At 63.5% G+C, this 21,977-nt stretch carries 16 protein-coding genes; 14 read left to right on the top strand and 2 right to left on the bottom strand.

All coding sequences use genetic code 11. The features are described from left to right. Positions 1-120 precede the first annotated feature (120 nt). Positions 121-597 carry a hypothetical protein gene (locus tag WA145_RS15635; protein ID WP_422582450.1) on the bottom strand — a complete coding sequence of 159 codons (477 nt, stop codon included), beginning with the start codon at positions 595-597 and terminating at the stop codon, positions 121-123. Positions 598-728: 131 nt separating this feature from the next. On the opposite strand from WA145_RS15635, the gene WA145_RS15630 reads away from it, so the two are divergent. The 4 genes from WA145_RS15630 (at position 729) to WA145_RS15615 (ending at position 5,637) form a co-directional block, all read left to right on the top strand. Then, complete coding sequence (locus WA145_RS15630; RefSeq protein ID WP_422582449.1) at positions 729-3,371, top strand: sensor domain-containing protein; 2,643 nt, start codon at positions 729-731, stop codon at positions 3,369-3,371. 65 nt (positions 3,372-3,436) lie between these two features. Next, positions 3,437-4,084 carry a peptide-methionine (S)-S-oxide reductase MsrA gene (gene msrA, locus WA145_RS15625; protein WP_422582448.1) on the top strand — a complete coding sequence of 216 codons (648 nt, stop codon included), beginning with the start codon at positions 3,437-3,439 and terminating at the stop codon, positions 4,082-4,084. Positions 4,085-4,098: 14 nt separating this feature from the next. Further along, a complete protein-coding gene (locus WA145_RS15620; protein ID WP_422582447.1) occupies positions 4,099-4,287 on the top strand; it encodes a putative motility protein in 189 nt (62 codons plus the stop codon). Positions 4,288-4,383: 96 nt separating this feature from the next. Then, a complete protein-coding gene (locus WA145_RS15615) occupies positions 4,384-5,637 on the top strand; it encodes an HD-GYP domain-containing protein (RefSeq protein ID WP_422582446.1) in 1,254 nt (417 codons plus the stop codon). Here WA145_RS15615 and WA145_RS15610 read toward each other — a convergent pair. After that, positions 5,634-6,482, bottom strand: coding sequence for a 23S rRNA (adenine(2030)-N(6))-methyltransferase RlmJ (locus WA145_RS15610; protein WP_422582445.1), 849 nt, complete (start codon positions 6,480-6,482; stop codon positions 5,634-5,636). The genes WA145_RS15615 and WA145_RS15610 overlap by 4 nt on opposite strands. Positions 6,483-6,579: 97 nt before the next feature. Here WA145_RS15610 and WA145_RS15605 point away from each other — a divergent pair, with 97 nt between their 5' ends. The 10 genes from WA145_RS15605 to WA145_RS15560 all read left to right on the top strand — a co-directional run bounded on the left by WA145_RS15605 (position 6,580) and on the right by WA145_RS15560 (position 21,968). Further along, positions 6,580-7,623 (top strand): NAD(P)H-dependent flavin oxidoreductase, encoded by a 1,044-nt coding sequence (locus tag WA145_RS15605; protein WP_422582444.1) that lies wholly within the window; start codon positions 6,580-6,582, stop codon positions 7,621-7,623. Positions 7,624-7,705: 82 nt separating this feature from the next. After that, the gene (locus WA145_RS15600; protein ID WP_422582443.1) at positions 7,706-9,523 is read left to right on the top strand and encodes an acyl-CoA dehydrogenase; all 1,818 of its coding nucleotides are present in this window, start codon (positions 7,706-7,708) and stop codon (positions 9,521-9,523) included. Between the two features lie 136 nt (positions 9,524-9,659). Beyond that, a complete protein-coding gene (locus tag WA145_RS15595) occupies positions 9,660-11,405 on the top strand; it encodes a potassium/proton antiporter (protein WP_422582442.1) in 1,746 nt (581 codons plus the stop codon). A gap of 33 nt (positions 11,406-11,438) precedes the next feature. Then, positions 11,439-14,804: a mechanosensitive channel MscK gene (gene mscK, locus WA145_RS15590; protein ID WP_422582441.1), complete on the top strand. Its 3,366-nt coding sequence runs from the start codon at positions 11,439-11,441 to the stop codon at positions 14,802-14,804. 75 nt (positions 14,805-14,879) lie between these two features. Then, complete coding sequence (gene selO, locus WA145_RS15585) at positions 14,880-16,340, top strand: protein adenylyltransferase SelO (RefSeq protein ID WP_422582440.1); 1,461 nt, start codon at positions 14,880-14,882, stop codon at positions 16,338-16,340. A gap of 127 nt (positions 16,341-16,467) precedes the next feature. After that, positions 16,468-17,418, top strand: a complete 951-nt coding sequence (locus WA145_RS15580; protein ID WP_422582439.1) for a lipase family alpha/beta hydrolase — start codon at positions 16,468-16,470, stop codon at positions 17,416-17,418. 151 nt (positions 17,419-17,569) lie between these two features. Further along, positions 17,570-18,604, top strand: a complete 1,035-nt coding sequence (locus tag WA145_RS15575; RefSeq protein WP_422582438.1) for a lipase secretion chaperone — start codon at positions 17,570-17,572, stop codon at positions 18,602-18,604. A 340-nt stretch (positions 18,605-18,944) separates the two neighbouring features. Next, positions 18,945-20,741, top strand: a complete 1,797-nt coding sequence (locus WA145_RS15570; RefSeq protein ID WP_422582437.1) for an SLC13 family permease — start codon at positions 18,945-18,947, stop codon at positions 20,739-20,741. A 55-nt stretch (positions 20,742-20,796) separates the two neighbouring features. After that, positions 20,797-21,231 (top strand): thioredoxin TrxC, encoded by a 435-nt coding sequence (gene trxC, locus WA145_RS15565; RefSeq protein ID WP_422582436.1) that lies wholly within the window; start codon positions 20,797-20,799, stop codon positions 21,229-21,231. A gap of 293 nt (positions 21,232-21,524) precedes the next feature. Continuing rightward, complete coding sequence (locus WA145_RS15560; RefSeq protein ID WP_422582435.1) at positions 21,525-21,968, top strand: YiiD C-terminal domain-containing protein; 444 nt, start codon at positions 21,525-21,527, stop codon at positions 21,966-21,968. Positions 21,969-21,977: the final 9 nt, after the last annotated feature.

The raw sequence follows: 21,977 nt of genomic DNA, 5'->3' as shown, positions 1-21,977 counted from the left end.
AGCATCGCGGGCAAGCCCGCTCCTACAGGTTCGGCGCTCTTTCTTAAGATTTCCGGCAACAGCTAACGCAGACAGAGCCTTTTTTAGGTGTACGGCAGTAGCAAAAGATGCGGGGGACGATCAGCCTTTCTGCAGATTACGAATCAGAAAGCTCAGGGCCTTGGCCAGTTCGGCGGCGCCCTGGTGATCACGCACGATGGTCAGCATTGGGCTGCCGTCGTTGGGGTTGTGCAGCACGCAGCTGATGCCGCTGCTCGGGCACTCGTAACGCACAAACGGGTCGACGCCAAACAGCGGCACCCGCTGGTTGCGCACGGCAATATCGGTGCCCTGCTGACCACGGGTTTCTTCACGCAACAGCAGCTCGCCGGACTCGCCCTGGCGCAGCTGATAGAGCAGGTCCTGGCGCTGCGCCTGGCCGACCTGATAGGCGGCGCGCAGGGCGTAGGTTTTCAGCAGATCATTGCAGTGCGCCAACAGCGCCTGGCGGTCATTCTGGGTCAGATAAAGGCGTTTCAATTCGAGCAGATAATTGCCCTGTTCGGCACTGCTCAAACCCGTGTCAGGCTCGGCGGCAAACACCGTCGAGGTAGCCATACAACTGCTCAGCAGCACTGCGGATATTAGTTTTCTTGTCAGTCGCAATTGCATGATGCACCCTTACCCGACGCTATAAATGAAGTGAGTCGATTGCCGCTTCGATCAGCATACTGGAAGCCAGCCACCGAATGAAAAGCCATCCCGATGCCGCAAGTCGTATAGCGGCCGAGGTTGTGACGCAGTTGCCAGTGCCTTCGCGCCTTGGCTTGTTGCGTTTCGAGCGCTTGAATGAAGCCAGCTGGACGCTGCTGTACCTCGACGCGGGCTGCGAACAACAGTTCGGCTTGCCGGCCCAGGAACTCTGTTCCCTGCTCGATGCGCCCTATGCCAGTCTGATGGAGCCCGCGGTGCGCTACCCGCTGCACGACAGCATTGCGCAGCAGCTGGCCGAGCGCCGGCACTACAGCGTGCAGTACCGTCTGCACACACCGCTGGGCAGCCTGACGCTGATGGAAGTCGGCGAAGCCTTCAAGCAGCACAGCCGACACCTGCTGCGCGGTTACCTGCTGGTGATGAACGAGCAGAGCGCAGCTTCGCCACAGACCCTCGAACTGTACCAGCGCAGCCAGGCCGAGTTGCAGGCACAGCAGCGCCGCAGGCAAGCGCAGCAACAGCTGATCGTCAGGCTTGCGCGCCATCACTACGGCGACAGCGAGCCGTTGCGCGAAGCCGCCGAGCTGATCAGCAAAAGTGCCTGCGAGCTGTATGGCGTGAGCCGCGCCGGCATCTGGAACCTCAATCAGCATATGCTGCAAGCGGTGGCCCTGTACCAGCAGGACCAGGGCCGGCACGTCGCGCAGGCCGATATCGACGCCAGCCCCTACCCCGCCTACCTGCAGGCGCTGCACAGCGGCCGCGCCCTGGACGCGCATGACGTGTTTCAGGACCCGCGCACCTGCGAGCTGAGCAGCAGCTACCTGCAGCCCATGGGTATTACCGCCATGCTCGATGCCAGCATCCGCATCGCCGGCGAAGTGGTGGGCGTGCTGTGCCTGGAACATACCGGCGCACCACGCATCTGGCAGGCCGACGAAATCGCCTTTGCCGGCGAGCTGGCGGACCAGTACGCCCAGGTGCTGACCAACCAGCAACGGCGCTCCGCGACCAACGCCCTGCACCTGTTTCAGCGCGCCGTCGAGCAGAGCGCCAGCGCCTTTATCCTGCTCGATCGCGATGGCCTGGTGGAGTATGTCAACCCGAGCTTTACCGCGATCACCCTGTACAGCGCCAGCGAAGTGCAGGGCCGCCGCCTGTCCGAAATCCCCGCCCTGGAAAACCTCAGCGACCTGCTGTTCGACGCCCGCTCCAGCCTGGCCGAACACAACAGCTGGCAGGGTGAGTTCAAGAGCCGACGAAAGAACCTCGACCCCTACTGGGGGCAACTGTCGCTGTCCAAGGTGCATGCCGACGATGGCAGCCTGACCCACTACATCGGCATCTACGAAGACGTTACCGCCAGCAAGCAGGCGCAGCAGCATATCGAGCGCCTGGCGTTTCGCGACAACCTCACTGGCCTGGGCAACCGCTACGCCTTTATCCGCGCACTGGAGAGCCACTTCGGCGAACACCCGGGTAAACCGATCAGCCTGCTGCTGGTGGATATCGACAATTTCAAGCGGATCAACGACAGCCTCGGCCACCAGACCGGTGACAAACTGCTGGTCAACCTGGCGCGCCGTTTGCGCAACACCCTGCACCCCAGCAGCGTACTGGCGCGCTTTGCCAGCAACGAATTCGCCGTGCTGCTCGAGGCTAATCAGGCCGACAGCCAACTGGTGGCGCAGAAGCTGCTGCACACCCTGGACAAGCCGCTGTTCGTCGACAACCAGCTGATCAGCGTTACCGGCTCCATTGGCCTGGGCTGCGCCCCCGAACATGGCGACGACCCGCAGACCCTGATGAAGCACACCGGTCTGGCCCTGCACAAAGCCAAGGCCAACGGCAAAAACCAGCTGCAGGTGTTTACCGAGGCGCTGAATGCCGAGGCGCACCACAAGCTGTTCGTCGAGAGCAACCTGCGCCGCGCGCTGATGCAGAACGAGCTGGAAGTCTTCTACCAGCCCAAGCTGTGCCTGAAGAGCGGCCGCCTGCTCGGTATGGAGGCGCTGCTGCGCTGGCACCACCCGGACAAGGGCATGATCAGCCCGGACCAATTTATCAGCGTGGCGGAAGAAACCGGGCTGATCATCCCCATCGGCAAATGGGTCACCCGTCAGGCCTGCCGCATGAGCAAGCAGCTGATCGCGGTCGGCCATGCGCCGCTGCAGATGGCTATCAACCTGTCGCCCAAACAGTTCTCCGACCCGGACCTGGTGGGCGAAATTGCCGCCATCCTGCATGAAGAACAACTCGATCCGGCCCTGCTCGAGCTGGAGCTGACCGAAAGCCTGCTGCTGGAGGCCACCGACGACACCCGCCACCAGCTCAGCCGCCTGAAGAGCCTGGGCCTGACCCTGGCCATGGATGACTTCGGCACCGGTTATTCGTCGCTGAGCTACCTGAAGAAATTCCCTATCGATGTGATCAAGATTGATCGCAGCTTTATCAAGGACATCCCGGAGAATCAGGACGACATGGAGATCACCTCCGCGGTGATCGCCATGGCGCACAACCTGAAACTCAAGGTGGTGGCCGAAGGCATCGAGACGGCCGCGCAGCTGAACTTCCTCCGCCGCCAGCGCTGCGATATCGGCCAGGGCTACCTGTTCGACAAACCCATCGCCAGCCGCGACCTGCTGGAAAGCCTCAAGCGCTATCCAAACAAGGGCTAGCCGGCTGTAACAAGCCCGCCTTATAACGGTCTATGACACACATGCTTCTGCTGAGGAAATGGCTTATGGTTCTGCGCTCGCAAATTCTCGCCCACAAACTCGAACTGCCCAGTGCAGAGCAGGCACTGCCTGGTCGCGCGGAAGTCATGAAGGTGCCGGCAGCGCATTTCGTCAATGGCAATGCGCTGCAGGGGCCATTTCCTGCGGGCCTTGAACAGGCGGTATTCGCCATGGGCTGTTTCTGGGGCGCCGAACGGCGCTTCTGGCAGCAGCCGGGGGTGTGGAGCACGGCGGTCGGCTATGCCGGCGGCCATACGCCCAACCCGACCTATGAAGAGGCCTGCTCCGGCCTGACCGGCCACACCGAAGTGGTGCTGGTGGTGTTCGATCCACAGGTCACCCGCTACGCCGCACTGCTGAAAGTGTTCTGGGAAGCGCATAACCCGACCCAGGGCATGCGCCAGGGCAATGACATCGGCAGCCAGTACCGTTCGGCGATCTACTGTTACGGCCCTGCGCAGTTGGCCGCCGCGCTGAACAGCCAGGCGCAGTTCCAGGCCGAGTTGAGCAAGGCCGGCTACGGCGCCATCACCACCGAAGTGCGCGAGGCGCCGCCCTTCTACTACGCGGAGGCTTATCACCAGCAGTACCTGGCGAAGAACCCCGGCGGCTATTGCGGCCTGGGCGGCACGGGCGCCTGCCTGCCGGGCTGAATAGAGCGGATGCCATGCTGGAACTCAGCAGCCTGACCCATCAGGTGTCCACCCAGGCCTCTGCCCTGGCCTCACTGCTGTTGCTGCGCAAGACCCTGGAACGGCAGGCTGCCAGCATCGGCGGCCTGGTGCAGGCTGGCGCGCCAGCCAGCGCGCCGAGCAATCCGCCCAATCTGGGCAATAGCGTGGACCTGATGGTTTAGCCCGCCCCATTGAGCCCTAGAAGTGCGCGCAGATACTGCCAGCTCATAGGCAAACCGCTAGACTGCCAGCCAATAGCCATCACCGCCGATACCCGCATGCCTGCCGCCTCCGCCTACATATCCCCCGATCAGCTGTGCGTCGGCCTGTATATCCAGCTCGAACTGGCCTGGTGGGAACACAACTTTGCCTTCAGCAACTTCAAGATCAAGGACGAAGGGCAGATCAGCGCCTTGCGCGCTCTGGGTCTGGAACGCCTGCGCTATGACCCGGCGCGCAGCGATTGCCTGCCGCTGGCCGCCACTCCCACCCCGGTTGCGGCCGAGCCCGTAACTGCGCCGACGCTCAGTCCGCAACAGCAGGCCAGCCAAGCCCGCGCGGAAAAATTCAAGGCGCTGCGCAAGCGCCTGGCCGAGGTGGACCGCACGTTCGTCCAGGCCAGCCAACAGGTCAAAACGCTGAACCAGACCCTGCGCAGCCGCCCGGAAGACGCGATTAAGCAGGCCGGCGAGATTGTCGGCGCCATGGTCAACACCCTGCTCGGCGGCAGCGGCGTGGTACTGCACAGCATCAACAGCAAGGCCGCCGAAGACAGCTACCTGCATTCACTGAATGTCACGGTGCTGGCCCTGCTGCTCGGTCGCCAACTCGGCCTGGACAGCGAGGATTGCCATATCCTCGGCCTCGGCGCGCTGCTGCACGATGTCGGCAAGCTGGACGTGCCGAGCAAGGTGCTGTTGAAAAGCGAGCCACTGACCCGCCCCGAGCAGCAGCTGCTGCAACTGCACTGCGAATTCGGCCTGCGCATGGGCCACAAGCTGATGCTCGATGACGAAGTGTTGCGCATCCTCAACGAGCACCACGAGTACTGCGACGGCAGTGGCTACCCGCGCCAGCTGCGTGAGGCCGCCATTGGCCGGCTCAGCCGCCTGGTGTGCATCGCCAACCAGTTCGACAACCTGTGTAATCCGCTCAACCCGCGCGATGGCCTAAGCCCGCACGAGGCCCTGGCGCTGATGTTCAAGCAATACAGCGCGCGCTTCGATGCGGTGGCGCTCAAGGCCTTTATCCGGGTGATGGGCATCTACCCGCCCGGCAGCTTGGTGCAGCTGGACGATCAGCGCTACGGCCTGGTACTGGGCATGAACCCCAGTCAGCCGCTGAAACCGACGCTGATTGTCTATGACGCCGCCGTGCCGAAGAACGAGGCGCTGATCCTCGACCTGGAGCAGGAGCCGCGCCTGAGCATCGACAAATGCCTGCGCCCGGCGCAGCTACCGCGCGAGGCTTTGGAATACCTTAATCCGCGCCAGCAGCTGAGCTATTTCGTCGAGCCCAGCCAGAGCCGTTAGCTGCCGCTGTTTTCCTCGATCAGCCAATCCATACGCCAACCGCCTTGGCTTTGCCCGAGCAGTTGCGCGAGCCAGGGCAGGATCTGCTTAAGTTCGTCTTCCAGGCCCCAGGGCGGATTGCTGATCACCAGGCCGGAGCCGTTCAGCCGCGCGGCTTCGTCGGTGGCGTGCACGTAGAGCTCGATGCGCAGCAGCTTGGGCGCCTTGCTCTTTTGCAGGTCGCTGTAGAAGCGGCGCAGCTGGCGCAGGTCTTTGATCGGATACCAGATCGCCACCACCGCCTGACGCATACGGCCGATGGCTTCGCTCAGCGACTCGGCGCAGCGCTCCATCTCATCGACCTGCTCGAATGGCGGGTCGATCAGCAACAGCGCGCGCTTCTCGCGGGGCGGCAGCAGGGCGCGCGGCACATGCCAGCCTTCGCCCAGGTGTACCGCGACGCGGCGGTCGCCGTGCATATTTTCCTTGAGCAGGCGACCGTCTTCCGGGTGTTTCTCGTTCAGGTGCAGACGGTCCTGCTCGCGGGTCAGCAGGCGCGCCAGCTCCGGCGAGCCGGGGTAGTGACGCAGCTCGCCATCGGGGTTCATCGCGCGGATCACTTCCAGATAGTCCTGCAGCGGGTCGGGCACATCCGTGGCCTGCCACAACCGCGCAATACCTTCCAGCCACTCACCGGTGCGGCTGGCCTGGTCGCCGCGCAGGTCATACAGACCGATACCGGCATGGCTGTCGAGGTAGGCGAACGCTGCCTCCTTGCGTGACAGCAGGGCAATCAGACGGCTCAAGACGTAATGTTTCAGCACATCGGCATGGTTGCCGGCATGGAAGGCGTGGCGGTAGTTCATTGGGGCGGGCTCCTGTGGCCGGGCAGTTTACCAGTTTGCCAGGCGCCTGATGGATCAGTACGGTGGCCACTGATCCATCAGGCCAGGAAGAACCGTCATGCAACTGCAAGACCTATTGGGCACCCAGCTACCGCTGATTCAGGCGCCGATGGCCGGCGTACAGCTGCACGGCTTAGCCGCCGCCGTGTCGAATGCCGGCGCACTGGGTTCACTGCCCTGCGCCATGCTCGACGCGGCCGGCTTGCGTAAGGAACTGCAGGCGCTGAGCAGTAAAACCAGCAAGCCCTACAACCTCAACTTCTTCTGCCACACCCCGCCGACCGTCGATGCGGCTCGCGAAGCCGCCTGGCGCGAAGCCCTGGCACCTTACTACGCCGAGTTGGGCATTGACCCAGCGACCATTGCCAGCGGCCCCGGCCGGCTGCCGTTCAGTGCCGAGATGGCCGACCTGCTCAATGAATTTCGCCCGGCGGTGGTGAGCTTTCACTTCGGCCTGCCAGCGGCCGAACTGCTGGCGCGGGTCAAAGCCTGCGGAGCCAAGGTGCTCAGCTCGGCGACTACTGTTGAGGAAGCGCTGTGGCTGCAAGCCAACGGTGCGGACGCGATCATCGCCCAGGGCCTGGAAGCCGGCGGCCACCGCGGCATGTTCCTCACCGCTGAGTTGAGCAGCCAGCTCGGCACCTTTGCCCTGTTGCCGCAGATCGTTCAGGCCGTACAGCTGCCGGTAATCGCTGCCGGCGGCATCGCCGATGCGCAAGGCGTGCGCGCGGCCATGGCCCTCGGCGCGGCGGGAGTGCAGATCGGCACCGCCTACCTGTGCTGTGATGAGGCCAGCACCAGCGCCATCCACCGCGCCGCCTTGCACAGCCCGGCGGCGCAGCACACAGCCCTGACCAATCTGTTTAGCGGCCGTCCGGCGCGCGGCATCGTCAACCGGCTGATGCGTGAGCGGGGTCCGATCAGCCCGCTGGCGCCCGCCTTCCCCCTGGCCACGGCGGCCATTGCGCCACTGCGCAGTGCGGCGGAAAGCCAGGGCAGCGGTGACTTCTCGCCGCTGTGGGCCGGGCAGAATGTCAGCGGCTGCAAGAGCATCGGCGCCGCCGAGCTCACAGCCGAACTGGCCCGTGGCTTTGCTAGCTAAGCCTCTATCACGCTTATTGATAGTGCTGGGAGCAGCACGCGCGGCTGCTTAGACTCGGCCCATCGCAACCGGAGGTAACCCCATGTCCGAGTCCCTGCTCAGTTCCCGCAACCTGGCCTTCGAGCTCTACGAAGTGCTGGACGCCGAAGGCCTGACCCAGCGCGAGCGTTTCGCCGAGCACAGCCGCGAAACCTTTGACGCGGCCATCGACACCGCCCGCAGCATCGCGGAAAACCTGTTCGCCCCGCACAACCGCAAGAACGACGAACACGAGCCGGAGTATGTCGACGGCGCGGCGGTGCTGATCCCCGAGGTCAAGCCGGCGGTGGACGCCTTCCTCGAAGCCGGCTTCCTCAACGCCACAAGAGACTTCGAAACGGGCGGTATGCAGCTGCCCAACCTGCTGTCGCAGGCCTGCTTCGCCCACTTCCAGTCGGCCAACGCGGCGACCACCTCGTACCCGTTCCTGACCATGGGCGCGGCCAACCTGATCGAAAACTTCGGCACCGCCGAACAGAAACAGCGCTTTCTGCAGCCGATGATCGACGGCCGTTTCTTCGGCACCATGGCGCTGACCGAGCCGCATGCCGGTTCGTCGCTGTCGGATATCCGTACCAAGGCCGAGCCGCATGCCGACGGCACTTACCGGCTCAAGGGCAACAAGATCTTTATCTCCGGCGGCGACCACCCGCTGTCGGAAAATATCGTACATATGGTGCTGGCCAAGCTGCCGGACGCCCCCGCCGGGGTGAAGGGTATTTCGCTGTTTATCGTGCCGAAGTTTCTGGTTAACGACGACGGCAGCCTGGGCAAACGCAACGACGTGGTGCTGGCCGGGCTGTTCCACAAGATGGGCTGGCGCGGCACCACCTCCACCGCGCTGAACTTTGGTGATAACGCCGGAGGCGATAACGACGGCTGCGTCGGCTATCTGGTGGGCAAACCGCACCACGGCCTGAGCTACATGTTCCAGATGATGAACGAGGCGCGCATCGGCGTCGGCATGGGTGCGGTGATGCTCGGCTACGCCGGCTACCTGTACTCGCTGGACTATGCCCGTCAGCGCCCGCAGGGCCGCCTGCCCGATGGCAAGGACCCGACCTCGAGCCAGGTGGCGATCATCGAGCACGCCGATGTGCGGCGCATGCTGCTGACCCAGAAGGCTTACGTGGAAGGCTCTTTCGACCTCGGTCTGTATGCCGCGCGGCTGTTCGACGACACCCTGACCCTGCCAACTGAAGAAGAACGCCGCAGCGCCCTGGAGCTGCTCGACCTGCTCACGCCGATCGTCAAATCCTGGCCGTCGGAGTTCTGCCTCAAGGCCAACGAGCTGGCGATCCAGGTTCTCGGCGGCCACGGTTACACCCGCGACTATCCGGTGGAACAGTACTACCGCGACAACCGCCTGAATCCGATCCATGAAGGCACCCACGGCATCCAGTCCCTCGACCTGCTCGGGCGCAAGGTCTCGATGAATGGCGGCGCGGCGCTCAAGCAACTGCTCAAGCTGATCCACGGCACCTGCCAGCGCGCCGAAGCCCACGCTTCGCTGACGGCCCTGCGCCAGCCACTGGAGCAACTGCTGGCACGCCTGCAAAGCGTGACCCTGGCGCTGCTGGGCGATCTGATGAGCGGCAAGGTCAACCAGGGCCTGGCCAACTCGGCGCTCTACCTGAAAGTCTTCGGCCATACGGTGATCGGCTGGCGCTGGCTGGAACAGGCGATCCGCGCCGAAGAAGGCCTGGCCAAGGGTGAGGCCACCGATGTCGAGTTCTATAAAGGCAAGTTGCAGGCCGCGCGCTACTTCCTGACCTGGGAAGTGCCGAGCTGCCACCACGACCTGGCCATCCTCGAAGCTCGCGACGATACCTGTCTGGGTATGCAGGACGCTTGGTTCTAAGCGCATAGCATGCGGTTACAAGACGCCCGGCCGATGCCGGGCGTTTTTTTTGAGCGGTGCTCGAAGGCAGCGGTTAGAATCTCTGGCACGCGCCATGCATAGTGGCACGCTTAGCAACCCGCACGGAGTACGCGCCTTGGATGCCAGCACCATCAATAATCTGTTCTTGATCGGTGGTGTTCTGGTGGCAATGAGCATCCTGGTCAGCGCCTTCGGTTCGCGCTTTGGCATCCCGATTCTGGTGATCTTTCTCGGCGTCGGCATGCTCGCCGGCACCGACGGCCCTGGCGGCATCGTCTTCAACAACTACCCGCTGGCCTACCTGGTCGGCAACCTGGCGCTGGCCATCATCCTCCTCGACGGCGGTATGCGCACGCGGGTTTCGAGCTTTCGCGTGGCCTTGTGGCCGTCCCTCTCCCTGGCCACCGTCGGCGTACTGATCACTGCCGGCCTGACCGGCGTGGCGGCGGCCTGGCTGTTCGACCTGAGCTGGATGGAGGGTCTGCTGATCGGTGCCATCGTCGGCTCCACCGATGCCGCCGCGGTATTCAGCCTGCTCGGCGGCCGCGGCCTTAACGAGCGGGTCAGCGCCACCCTGGAAATCGAATCCGGCAGCAACGACCCGATGGCGGTGTTCCTCACCGTCACCCTGATCGCCATGCTCGCCAGCGGCCAGGACGGCATAAGCTGGAACCTGCTGGTGCAGCTGCTGCAACAGTTCGGCATCGGCGCACTGTTCGGCCTCGGTGGCGGCTGGCTGCTGCTCAACCTGATCAACCGCATGGAGTTGGCCAACGGCCTGTATCCGTTGCTGGTAGTCAGCGGCGGCCTGATTATTTTCGCCATTACCACCGCCGTCGGCGGCAGCGGCATTCTGTCGATCTACCTGTGCGGCCTGCTGCTGGGCAACCGGCCGATCCGCTCGCGCCACGGCATCCTGCATATGCTCGACGGCCTGACTTGGCTGGCGCAGATCGGCATGTTCCTGGTCCTCGGCCTGCTGGTCACTCCGCACGAGCTGCTGCCCATTGCCCTGCCGGCCCTGGGCCTGGCGCTGTGGATGATCCTGTTTGCCCGGCCGCTGTCGATTTTCATCGGCCTGCTGCCCTTCAAGGCGTTCCATGACCGCGAGCGCGCCTTTATCGCCTGGGTCGGCCTGCGCGGCGCGGTGCCGATTATTCTCGCGGTGTTCCCGCTGATGGCCGGCCTGCCGAATGCCCAGCTGTTCTTCAACGTGGCGTTCTTTATCGTACTGGTCTCGCTGCTGCTGCAGGGCACCAGCCTGCCGTTTGCCGCCAAATTGCTGCGCGTCACGGTCCCGCCGGAGCCGGCGCCAGTGTCGCGCGCCGGGCTGGACGTGCACCCGACCAGCCAGTGGGAGCTGTTTATCTACCGCCTCGGTGCGGAAAAGTGGTGCATCGGCGCGCCGTTGCGCGAGCTGAAGATGCCTGAAGGCACACGCATCGCCGCACTGTTCCGTGGCAAGGAGCTGCTGCACCCCTCCGGCAGTACCACCCTGAATGCCGGTGACCTGCTCTGCGTAGTCGGCCATGAGCACGACCTGCCCGCCCTCGGCAAGCTGTTCAGCCAGGCGCCCACGCGCGGCCAGGACCTGCGTTTCTTCGGTGATTTCGTCCTCGAAGGCGATGCCGAGCTGGCCGCCATCGCGGCACTCTACGGGCTGCAACTGCAAGGCGCCGAAGGCCAGCTGCACCTGGGCCGCTTTATTGCCCACAAGATTGGCGGCTCGCCGGTCATCGGCGATCAGGTGGAATGGCAAGGCCTGACCTGGACCGTGGCGGCCATGGATGGGAACAAGATCCGCAAGGTCGGCGTCAGATTCCCCGAAGGCAGTCGCCCAGGACCAGGGCTCTTCCTCTAAACTCAGCTTCTTTTCGAGCCAACGATCGTCACTATGCCCTCTCTTCGCACTTACCTTGCCGTCGCATTACTCGCGCTGAGCCTGAGCGCCCCTCTGTTGCACGCCGCCGAGCCGCCAAACCGGGCTGACGTACAAAGCAGCCTGGACAGCCTGGCCGAGCGCAAACTGCCGGAAGCCGAGCAACTGGCCGTCAAGCAGACCCTGGAGAAAACCCTGGCACTGCTGGACGAGAAAGCCGACAGCGAACAGCGCCTGGCCGACCTTGAGAAACAGTTGCAACAAGCCCCGCGTCTGATTGGCGAAGCGCAGCGCGATTACCAGCGGCTGAAAAACAGCACACCCACCCAGGTCAGTCTGCGCTACGGCAAGAGCACACTGGCGCAACTCGAACAGCTGCTGGCCGAGCGCAACGCGCAATTGAGCGAGTGGCAGAAGCAGATCATCGACGCCAACAGCCTGGTGATTACCGCGCAGACTCGCCCGGAGCGCGCCCAGGCCGAAATCAGCGGCAACCAGACCCGCAGCCAGGCAATCAATAACGCCCTGAAAAGCGGCCGCGACGCCAGCAAACCGCTGAGCAACGAACGCCGCGACCAGCTGTATGCCGAACTGGCCACGCTCGAGGCGCAAACCCAGCTGCGCCGCCAGGAACTGGCCGGCAACAGCCTGCTGCAGGATCTCGGCAACAGCCGCCGCAGCCTGTTGGACGAGCGCATCAAACGCCTCGAGCAGGAGCTGCTCGACCTGCAAAACCTGATCAACGAAAAACGTCGCAACCTGTCCGAGCAGGCCGTCGCCGAGCAATCGCGTGAGGCCGCGAAAGCCGGCAGCGACAGCCTGCTGGCGCAGGAAAGCGCGCTTAACCTGAAACTCTCCGACTACCTGCTGCGCGCCACCGACCGGCTCAATGAGCTGACCCGCCTGAACCTGCAGACCAAGCAACAACTCGACAGCCTGAGCCAAAGCGACCAGGCCCTGGAAGAACAGATCAGCGTGCTGCAGGGCAGCCTGCTGCTCTCGCGCATCCTTTATCAGCAGCAGCAGGCCCTGCCGACGCTGAAAATCGACAGCAACCTGCCGGACCAGATCGCCGACCTGCGCCTGTACCAGTTCGAACTCAACCAGCAGCGCGAAGCCATCAACAACCCCAGCGTGTATGTCGACGCCCTGCTCAGCGCCCAGGCCAGCGAGCCCAACAACCAGGCCCTGCGCACCGACCTGCTGGCCATCATCGACACCCGCCGCGAGCTGATTGACCGCCTCAATCGTGAACTGAACGCCCTGCTCAACGAGTCGATCACCCTGCAACTCAATCAGAAACAGCTAAAAACCACCGCCGACACCCTGCGCGCCACCCTCGATGAGCAGATGTTCTGGATCCCCAGCAACAAACCGCTGGATCTGGAGTGGTTCAAATCCGTACCGCGCCTGCTGGAGCGGCAGATTGCCGAACTGCCCTGGGGCGCCAACCTGCGCCAGCTGGGTGCCGGCCTGACCGAACGGCCACTGCTGTTTTTGCCCTTGCTGCTGCTGATCGCGGTGCTGCTGTGGCGCCGCAGCTACTTGTACCGCAAGCTCACCGAGCTGCATCAGGACATCGGCCACTTCAAGCGCGACAGCCAACTGCACACGCCGATGGCGATCATGCTCAACGTGTTGCTGGCACTGCCTGGCACGCTGTTCCTGGCGCTGTGCGGTTTCGCCTTGCAAATGGATGCCCGTGGGCAGAACGCCAACCTGGGTGAGGCGCTGTTCCAGATGGCCCAGGCCTGGCTGGTGTTCTACACCCTGTACCGCATCCTCGCCGATGGCGGCGTGGCCGAGCTGCACTTCCGCTGGGGCCGCGCGCAAGTGGCCTTCCTGCATCGCCAGGTACGCCGTTTGGGCCTGGTGGTGATGGCGCTGGTGGCCGTCGTCACGGTGGCCAAACACCAACCCGCCGGCCTGGGCGATGACGTGATCGGCCTGGCCGTGGTGCTGACCTGCTACGCGCTGATGGTCTGGCTGCTGCACAAGCTACTGCTCACCGGCCCGGCGCGCGAACATGCCTCGGCCTTTCGCATGCTGATCGGCATCGCCCTGAGCCTGCTACCCCTGGCGCTGATCGTCGCGGTCGGCCTCGGCTACTACTACACCGCACTGAAACTCAGCGACCGCCTGATCAACACCCTGTATCTGCTGGTGATCTGGCTGATCATCGAAGCCACCTTCGTCCGTGGCCTGGGCGTGGCAGCACGCCGCCTGGCCTACCAGCGCGCCACGGCCAAACGCCTGGCGCAGAGCAAGGACAGCGGCGAAGGCACAGAAACCGTGGTCGAGGAACCAACCCTGGATATCGAGCAGGTCAACCAGCAGTCGCTACGGCTGATTCGCCTGGCTCTGCTCGGCACCTTTATCGCCGGCCTGTACTGGGTCTGGGCGGACCTGATCTCGGTATTCGCCTACCTCGACAATATCGCCCTGTACGAATACAGCAGCGGCAGCGGCGATGCCGCCACCCTGGTGCCGATCAGCCTCAGCGATGTGCTTGGCGCGCTGGTTATCATCGGCATCACCATCGCCCTGGGGCGCAACCTGCCCGGCCTGCTCGAAGTGCTGGTGCTCTCACGGCTAAACCTGGCCCAGGGCAGCGCCTACGCCACCACTACCCTGCTGTCCTACCTGATCGTGGCCATCGGCTTTGTCACCACCCTGTCGACCCTCGGCGTCAGCTGGGACAAGCTGCAGTGGCTGGTCGCCGCGCTGTCGGTGGGCCTGGGCTTTGGTTTACAGGAAATCTTCGCCAACTTCATTTCCGGCCTGATCATTCTGTTCGAACGCCCGGTGCGCATCGGCGACGTGGTGACCATCGGCAACCTGTCCGGCACGGTGAGCAAGATCCGCATCCGCGCCACCACCATCACCGATTTCGACCGCAAAGAAATCATCGTGCCGAACAAGACCTTCGTTACCGACCAGTTGATCAACTGGTCGCTCAACGACACCGTCACCCGGGTCATCGTGAAGATCGGCGTAGCCTACGAAACCGATCTGCCGCTGGCCCGCAAGCTGATGATGCAGGCCGCCGAGGAAAACCCGCGGGTGCTGCGTGACCCCGCGCCGCTGCTGTTCTTCCTGACCATCAGCGCCAGCACCTTCGACTACGAGCTGCGCTTCCATGTGCGCGAGCTGGGTGACCGCAACGCCGCCACCGACGAAATCCTCACACGCATCGCCCTGAGCTTCCGCGAAAATAACGTGGAAATGGCCTTTAACCAGGTCGAGGTGATGATCAAGAACCTGCACGGCCAGGAACTCAACCTGACCAGCGGACAAATGGTGGCTGCCACGGCGGCGGCCGATGCGCAGCAAGGGCCACTAGCGCCGACCGCACCGGCGCCAGCCATCGACCCACAGTAGCTTGCCGCCTGGCCCGCTTGTGCGGGCCGCTACCTCATCACTGCCGGGCCGCATTGGCCCGGCTGGAGCCTGACCGTGAAGTCGCTTATCGAGCTGCAGTTCGACAACCGTTTTGCCCGCCTCGGCGATGCTTTCTCTACCCACGTGCTGCCGGAGCCGATTGCCGAGCCGCGCCTGGTCGTTGCCAGCCCGGCCGCCATGGCCCTGCTCGACCTGGACCCAGCAGAGGCCGACAGTGAGGTGTTTGCGCAGATCTTCGCCGGGCACAAGCTGTGGAGTACCGCTGAGCCACGCGCCATGGTCTATTCCGGGCATCAGTTTGGCGGCTACAACCCGCGCCTGGGCGATGGCCGTGGCCTGCTGCTGGGCGAGGTGGTCAACGAGGCCGGCGAGTACTGGGACCTGCACCTTAAAGGCGCCGGGCAAACGCCCTACTCGCGCATGGGCGACGGCCGCGCGGTGTTGCGCAGCTCGATCCGCGAATTTCTCGCCAGCGAACACCTGCACGCCCTCGGCATCCCCAGCTCGCGGGCGCTGTGCGTCACCGGCTCCAGCACTCCGGTGTGGCGTGAACAGCAGGAAAGCGCGGCCATGGTGCTGCGCCTGGCGCCCAGCCACGTGCGCTTCGGCCACTTCGAGTACTTCTATTACACCCAGCAGCATGAGCAGCTCAAACAGCTGGCCGCGCATGTGCTGCACAATCATTACGCCATCTGCCTGCAGCAGAAGCAGCCGTACCTGGCGATGTTCCGCGAGATTATCGAGCGCAACGCGGCGATGATCGCCTACTGGCAAGCCTACGGTTTCTGCCACGGGGTGATGAACACCGACAATATGTCGATCCTCGGCATCACCTTCGATTACGGCCCCTACGCCTTTCTCGATGATTTCGACGCACAACACATCTGCAATCACTCCGATGACACGGGCCGCTACAGCTTCAGCAATCAGGTACCGATCGCCCAATGGAACCTCGCCGCCCTCGGCCAGGCCCTGGTGCCGCTGGTCGATGTAGAAGCGCTGCGTGAGACCCTCGGCCTGTTCCTCCCGCTGTACCAGGCGCACTACCTCGACCTGATGCGCAAACGCCTGGGCCTGCTCAGCGCCGATGAGGGCGACGAAGCCCTGGTGCAACGCCTGCTGCAACTGATGCAAAGCAGCGCGGTGGATTACAGCCTGTTCTTCCGCGAACTCAGCGACAGCCCGGCCGCGCACGCCGTGGCGCGCCTGCGCGACGACTTTACCGACCTGGCTGGCTTCGACGCCTGGGCCGCCGACTACTTGGCGCGCAGCGCGCAGGATGGTGACGACCCGGCGCAACGGCGCACCCGCATGCACGCCGCCAACCCCAAGTACATTTTGCGCAATTACCTGGCGCAGCAGGTAATCGAAGCCGCCGAGCAGGGCGACTACGCCCCGGTGCGCGAACTGCACCAGGTGCTGTCACGGCCCTTCGATGAACAGCCCGGCTTCGAACGCTACGCCCAACGCCCGCCGGAATGGGGTAAGCACCTGCAGATCAGCTGCTCGTCCTGACGCGCGCATCCCCCCATACGGGGGAGTTACGCCAGCTATCCGGCTGCCTAGAATCGCTGCGCCCCAATAGGGACCGCAGTGGTTGTCATGCAGGGTCCCATTACTGATAACAATAATGAGGACACCCATGAAACACTCACTTTTAGCGCTTCTTGGCGGCCTGTTGCTCAGCCTTTCAACGGTCAGCAACGCCACCACCAAACACCCCGTCGTGCTGGTGCCCGGCATCTTCGCTTTCGACAATATCGCCATGATCGATTACTGGTATCAGATTCCGGCGGCCCTGCAAGCCCAGGGCGTCAAGGTCTATATCCCCAAGATCAACGCCTTCGACAACTCCACCAAGCGTGGCAATCAGCTGATTCAGCAGCTGGACGGCTACAAGGCCGCCTCCAACGGCACCATCAAGAAGTTCAACCTGATGGCCCACAGTCAGGGCGGCATGACCTCCCGTTATGTGATGAACGTGCGCCCCGACCTGGTCGCCTCGGTCACCACCATGGCCACCCCGCATACCGGCTCGCCCCTGGCTGACATCACCACCGGCGTCGCCCCACCGGGCACCCTGCAGGGCGTCAGCTTTACGGTATTCGCCAATGCCGTGGGTAATCTGGTCAATATCCTCTCCGGCAACTCGGCCAGCCAGTCGGACATCAACGCCATGCTCAGCGAGTTCACCAAATCCGGTGCCGCCGCCTTCAACAGCAAGTACCCCCGTGGCCTGCCAAGCACCAAGTGCGGCGTCGGCCCGAACAGCGTCAGCATCCCGTATAACAACGTCAACCACAGCGTGCGCCTGTACTCCTGGGGCGGCAACGGCCCGCTGACCCACGTACTCGACCCCTCCGACGCCCTGTTCGGCATCACCTCGCTGGCCTTTATCGGTCAGGGCGAGTCGGGCAATGACGGCGTCACCGGGGTCTGTGCCAACCACTTTGGCCAGGTGATCAACGATCGCTACTTTATGAACCACCTGGATATCAACAATCAGGTGTTCGGCCTGGTGTCCTGGTTTGAAACCAACCCCAAGACCCTGTTCCGCAGCCATGCCACGCGCCTGAAAAACGCCGGCCTCTGATGCGTTGCTGAACAACCGCTGCCCAGCGTTGCTGGGTAGCGGTCGTTTTGTAGGATACGCCGTGTGTACCGGAGGCTCGCCCTCTGCACCGGTGCGCACGGCACCGCCTACCCATATTGCTTACCGGTAACCTCAACAGGCCATACAACCCGTGATCAAGACCCGCTATCTGTTGCTGCTCGCCGCCCTATGCCTGGGCAGCAGCCTTGCCGCCGTGCTGCTGTTTTTACCCCAGCCGGGCGACCCCTCCGCCGCCGAGAGCACGCCAACAGTCGCGGCAACCGACGCCCAGCAGGCCCAACAAACCAACCTGCGTATCCAGCAGCAAAGCATCCACAGCCTGCCTGCCCTTCCGCCCCTGCCGCGGTCCCTGCAGGGCAGCCAGCACGGTGTCCGCCTGCAGAGCGACGCGCAGGGCAACTTGCTGCTCAGCAGCGACATCCTGCACCTGTTCGACTTCTACCTCTCGGCCCTGTCCGAGGAGCCCCTGGAGGTCAGCCTCAATCGCATCAGCCGTGACCTTGCCGCCCAGCTGCAAGGGCCAGCCCTTGAGCAGGCCCGCGACCTGCTTAGGCGCTATCTGGAGTTCAAGATAGCCCTGGGCGATCTGCATAAGCTGCCCGCCATCATGGACGACCAGGGGCACTATGCCCTGGACGCCGTCCACCTGCGTCAGCAGCAGGTGCAGGCGCTGCGCCAGCAACATTTTTCCAGTCGCGAGTACTCCGTGTTTTTCCAGGAACAGGACCATTACGACGCCTTTATGCAGCAGCAACTGCAACTGGCCGAGGATCAGAATCTGGATGCAGGGCAACGCCAGGCGGCCATTACGCAGCTCGAACAGCAACTGCCCGAGTCCATCCGCCAGGCCCGCGAAGAAGCCACCCGGGAAACGCGCCTGTATGAGCAGACCGAACTGCTGAAGCAACAAGGCGCCAGCGCCGAAGAGCTGTTTCAACTACGCGCCCAGGTGCTCGGCAATCAGGCCGCAACGGCCCTGGCGCAACTGGATGAGCGCCAGGCGCAGTGGGACAAACGCCTGGCCAGCTATGAGCAGGAACGCGCCGCCATTGAGCAGTCGGGCCTGAGCCCGCAGGATCGGCACATGGCGGTTGCCAGCCTGATCGAACAACGCTTCAACCCGGACGAACGCCCGCAGGTCGAAGCCCTGGAGTTGTATCGCTGAGTAGCGTTGCGCGCCGCCCGGCTAATAACTGGCCGTGGACTCCCAGCTCATGCCCCCAGAATGCCTAGCTGAGGCATATCACCTCCCGCCCAATAAAGCCTTGAGCCTAATCCGCCACCGCCCCAGCGCACAGGCACAGGCACAGGCACAGGCACAGTGCGCGGCAGAGCGGTCGGTACAGCCTTATCTGTTAAATCGAAAAGGCATATAAACCTTTCCAAACATTCTTAGACTCTCTAAGCAGCAACCCTTATCTTCTCCGCCTTGCGTGGCCGCGCCGTCTGGATTCGCCGCGCCCGATCGCTCACACGAGATTCGTACGCTTACGCTAGGGATGTTCATGTTCTGGGATTCACTGCCTCTGCCCCTGCTGTTTGTCGCCGCTCTGCTGATCTGGGTGCTGTATGCCTTTGTGCGCGAGAAGTGGAGCCCGGACATAGTCGCGGCGATTGCCGTGGCCGCCCTGCTGATCAGCCAGCTGCTGGAACCCAAGGAAGTGCTCAGCGTGCTGAGCAACTCGGCGCCGGTAACCATCGCCTGCATGTTCGTGCTGTCCGCCGCACTGGAACGCACCGGCTGCATCGACGCCCTGGGCAACTGGCTGGGCAATCTGGTCGGCACCAGCCCAATCCGCGTGCTCACCGGGCTGACCCTCACCGCCCTGGTGATTTCCGCCTTTCTCAACAACACCCCGGTGGTGGCCATCCTTACCCCGGTGGCGATTTCCCTGGCCCGCCGCGCCGGCACCCTGCCGTCCAAACTACTGATTCCGCTGTCCTACGCCACCATCCTCGGCGGCACCCTGACCATGATCGGCACCTCGACCAACATCCTGGTCGACGGCGTGGCGCGCAAGGCCGGCCTGGAACCCTTCGGCATCTTCGAGATCACCGGCGCCGGGCTGATCCTGGCCGCCGCCGGCATGGCCTACCTGCTGACCATCGGCCGTCACCTGCTGCCCGAGCGCGAAACCCTGTCCAAGCAGCTGCGCCCGGACCTGGCGCGTACCTTTATGACCGAGCTGTTGGTACCGCACGACTCACCGGTAATCGGCAAGACCCTGCACGAAGCCAACCTCAACGGCGGCAGCGGCCTGCAGGTGCTGAAAATCTTCCGCGAAGAGCTGGAGCTCACCGAACCGGCCCACGACACCCTGCTGCTCGCCGGCGACCAACTGGTGCTGCACGGCCAGGTCAAGGATGTGGTCGAGCTGCGCGAAAGCGGCCACCTGACCTTCAACCGCAGCGATGCCTTCGAGACCATCAGCAGCCACGATGTGATCCTCGCCGAAGCCATAGTCGGGCGTAACTCGCGCTACAGCCACCGGCCGATGCGCGACCTCGACCTGACCGCGCGCTATGGCATCGCCGTGCTCGCCGTGCACCGCCAGGACGAGAATATCCAGGGCAACCTCGACGACTTCGAGCTGCAGTTCGGCGACGTGATGCTGGTCGAAGGCACCCCGACCCAAATCAAACGCTTTGCCGACAACGGCGAGCTGATCAGCCTCAACGCCGTGCAGGAGCGCGCCTTCCGCCGCGACAAGGCGCCGATTGCCATCACTGCCACCCTGGCAGTGATGATCTTCGCCGCTTTCGGCGTGATGCCGATCGAGGGCCTGGCGATCATCGGCGCGGTAACCGTGCTGGCCACCCGCTGCCTGGACGTGGAAGACGCCTACAAGGCGGTGGACTGGAAGATCCTCAGCCTGATCTTCGGCATGCTGGCCATCAGCATCGCCATGGACAAGGTCGGCCTGGTCAGCCTGATGGTCAGCAATGTCATGGGCCTGATGCCCTGGGCCGGCCCGCTGCTGATGCTGTCGTTTATCTACCTGTTCACCTCGATTCTGACCGAGGTGCTGTCGAACAACGCGGTGGCCGTGCTGGTGACGCCGATTGCCATCGGCATGGCCCAGCACCTGGGCGTCGACCCGCGCGCCTTTGTGGTCGCGGTGATGTTCGCCGCCAGCGCCAGCTTCGCCACGCCCATCGGCTACCAGACCAACACCTTCGTGTATAACGCCGGTGGCTACCGCTTTACCGATTTTATGAAGGTCGGCATCCCACTGAATCTGATTCTCTGGGTGGTGGCCAGCTTTGTGATCCCCTGGTTCTGGCCGCTGGTGCCGGTCTGACTTGATATCGCCGCGGCGCGGCTCCATCTATTCGGCATTGCCCAAGGAGCCGCCCATGTCCAACGCCCTGCTGATCCCCTGCCCGCACTGCAACGGCCTCAATCGCATCCCCGCCGAGCGCCTGGGCGATGCGCCGCGTTGCGGCCGCTGCAAATCCGAGGTGCTGCCGAGCACGCCTTTCGACCTGACCCAGGCCAGCTTCGCTGCGCAGAACAAGGGCGACCTGCCGCTGCTGATCGATGTGTGGGCCAGTTGGTGCGGGCCGTGCCGCAGCTTTGCGCCGGTCTATCAGCAGGCCGCCGCGCAGCTGCAAGGTCACTGCCGCCTGGCCAAGCTGGACAGCGAAGCCAACCCGCAACTGTCCGCAGAAATGGGTATTCGCTCGATCCCCAGCCTGATCCTGCTCAAGGGCGGCGTGGAAGTGGCCCGGCAAAGCGGCGCACTGCCCTTGCCGCAACTGCTCGGCTGGTTGCGTCAGCACAATATTTAAGAACCTGTTTACTATCTCGCGAGCTAGAGTAATGCAAGGCAAAAACAGGCGAGGAAGCGCAGTTTACGAGCTGTAAATGAGCATTACTCGTTTCACTCGCCCTTCGGATCGCGCTAAAGCGCGTTAGCCGCAAGCGGCTTTCCGAGCCTGTTTTTAACGCAGCAGGACCGACGCGCAGCAGATCGTAAATAGGTTCTGAGCGGATCGGTCAATCGACCGCTGGCCTTGCGGTCATTACCCTGCCATCGACCAGGCTTTAGGCTGGCTGCACAACAACAAGCGTGGAGCCGAACATGACGATGCCTATCGAACTGGTGCGCCAGCTCACCGAAGCACAGATTGCCTTTGTCCAACGCAGCGGGCTCAAGGCCGAACTGCTGGAGGTTGGTCACGTACGCCTGCGCATGCCCCTGGCCGGCAACCAGAACCACATTGGCAGCATGTACGCCGGTGCGCTGTTCACCCTGGCGGAAATTCCCGGTGGCGCGCTGTTTCTCACCAGTTTCGACGCCCAGCGTTTCTACCCCATCATCAAGGAAATGAACCTGCGCTTTCGTCGCCCGGCCACCGGTGATATCCGCGTCGAGGCGCGTTTAGAAGCTGAGGAAATCCAGCGCCTGCAACAGCAAGCGACAGACACCGGCAAAGCCGAATACCTATTGCAGTTGCAGCTGACCGACGACAGTGGTGAAGTAGTGGCCGAGAGTCGCGGCGTCTATCAATTACGTGCGCGCTGACGCCTGACC

The sequence above is a fragment of the Pseudomonas sp. genome (assembly GCF_049301935.1).
In the GTDB taxonomy this organism is placed as follows: Bacteria; Pseudomonadota; Gammaproteobacteria; order Pseudomonadales; family Pseudomonadaceae; genus Aquipseudomonas.
Note: the sequence above shows the minus strand (reverse complement) of the source record. Positions and strands in the feature narration are given on the sequence as shown.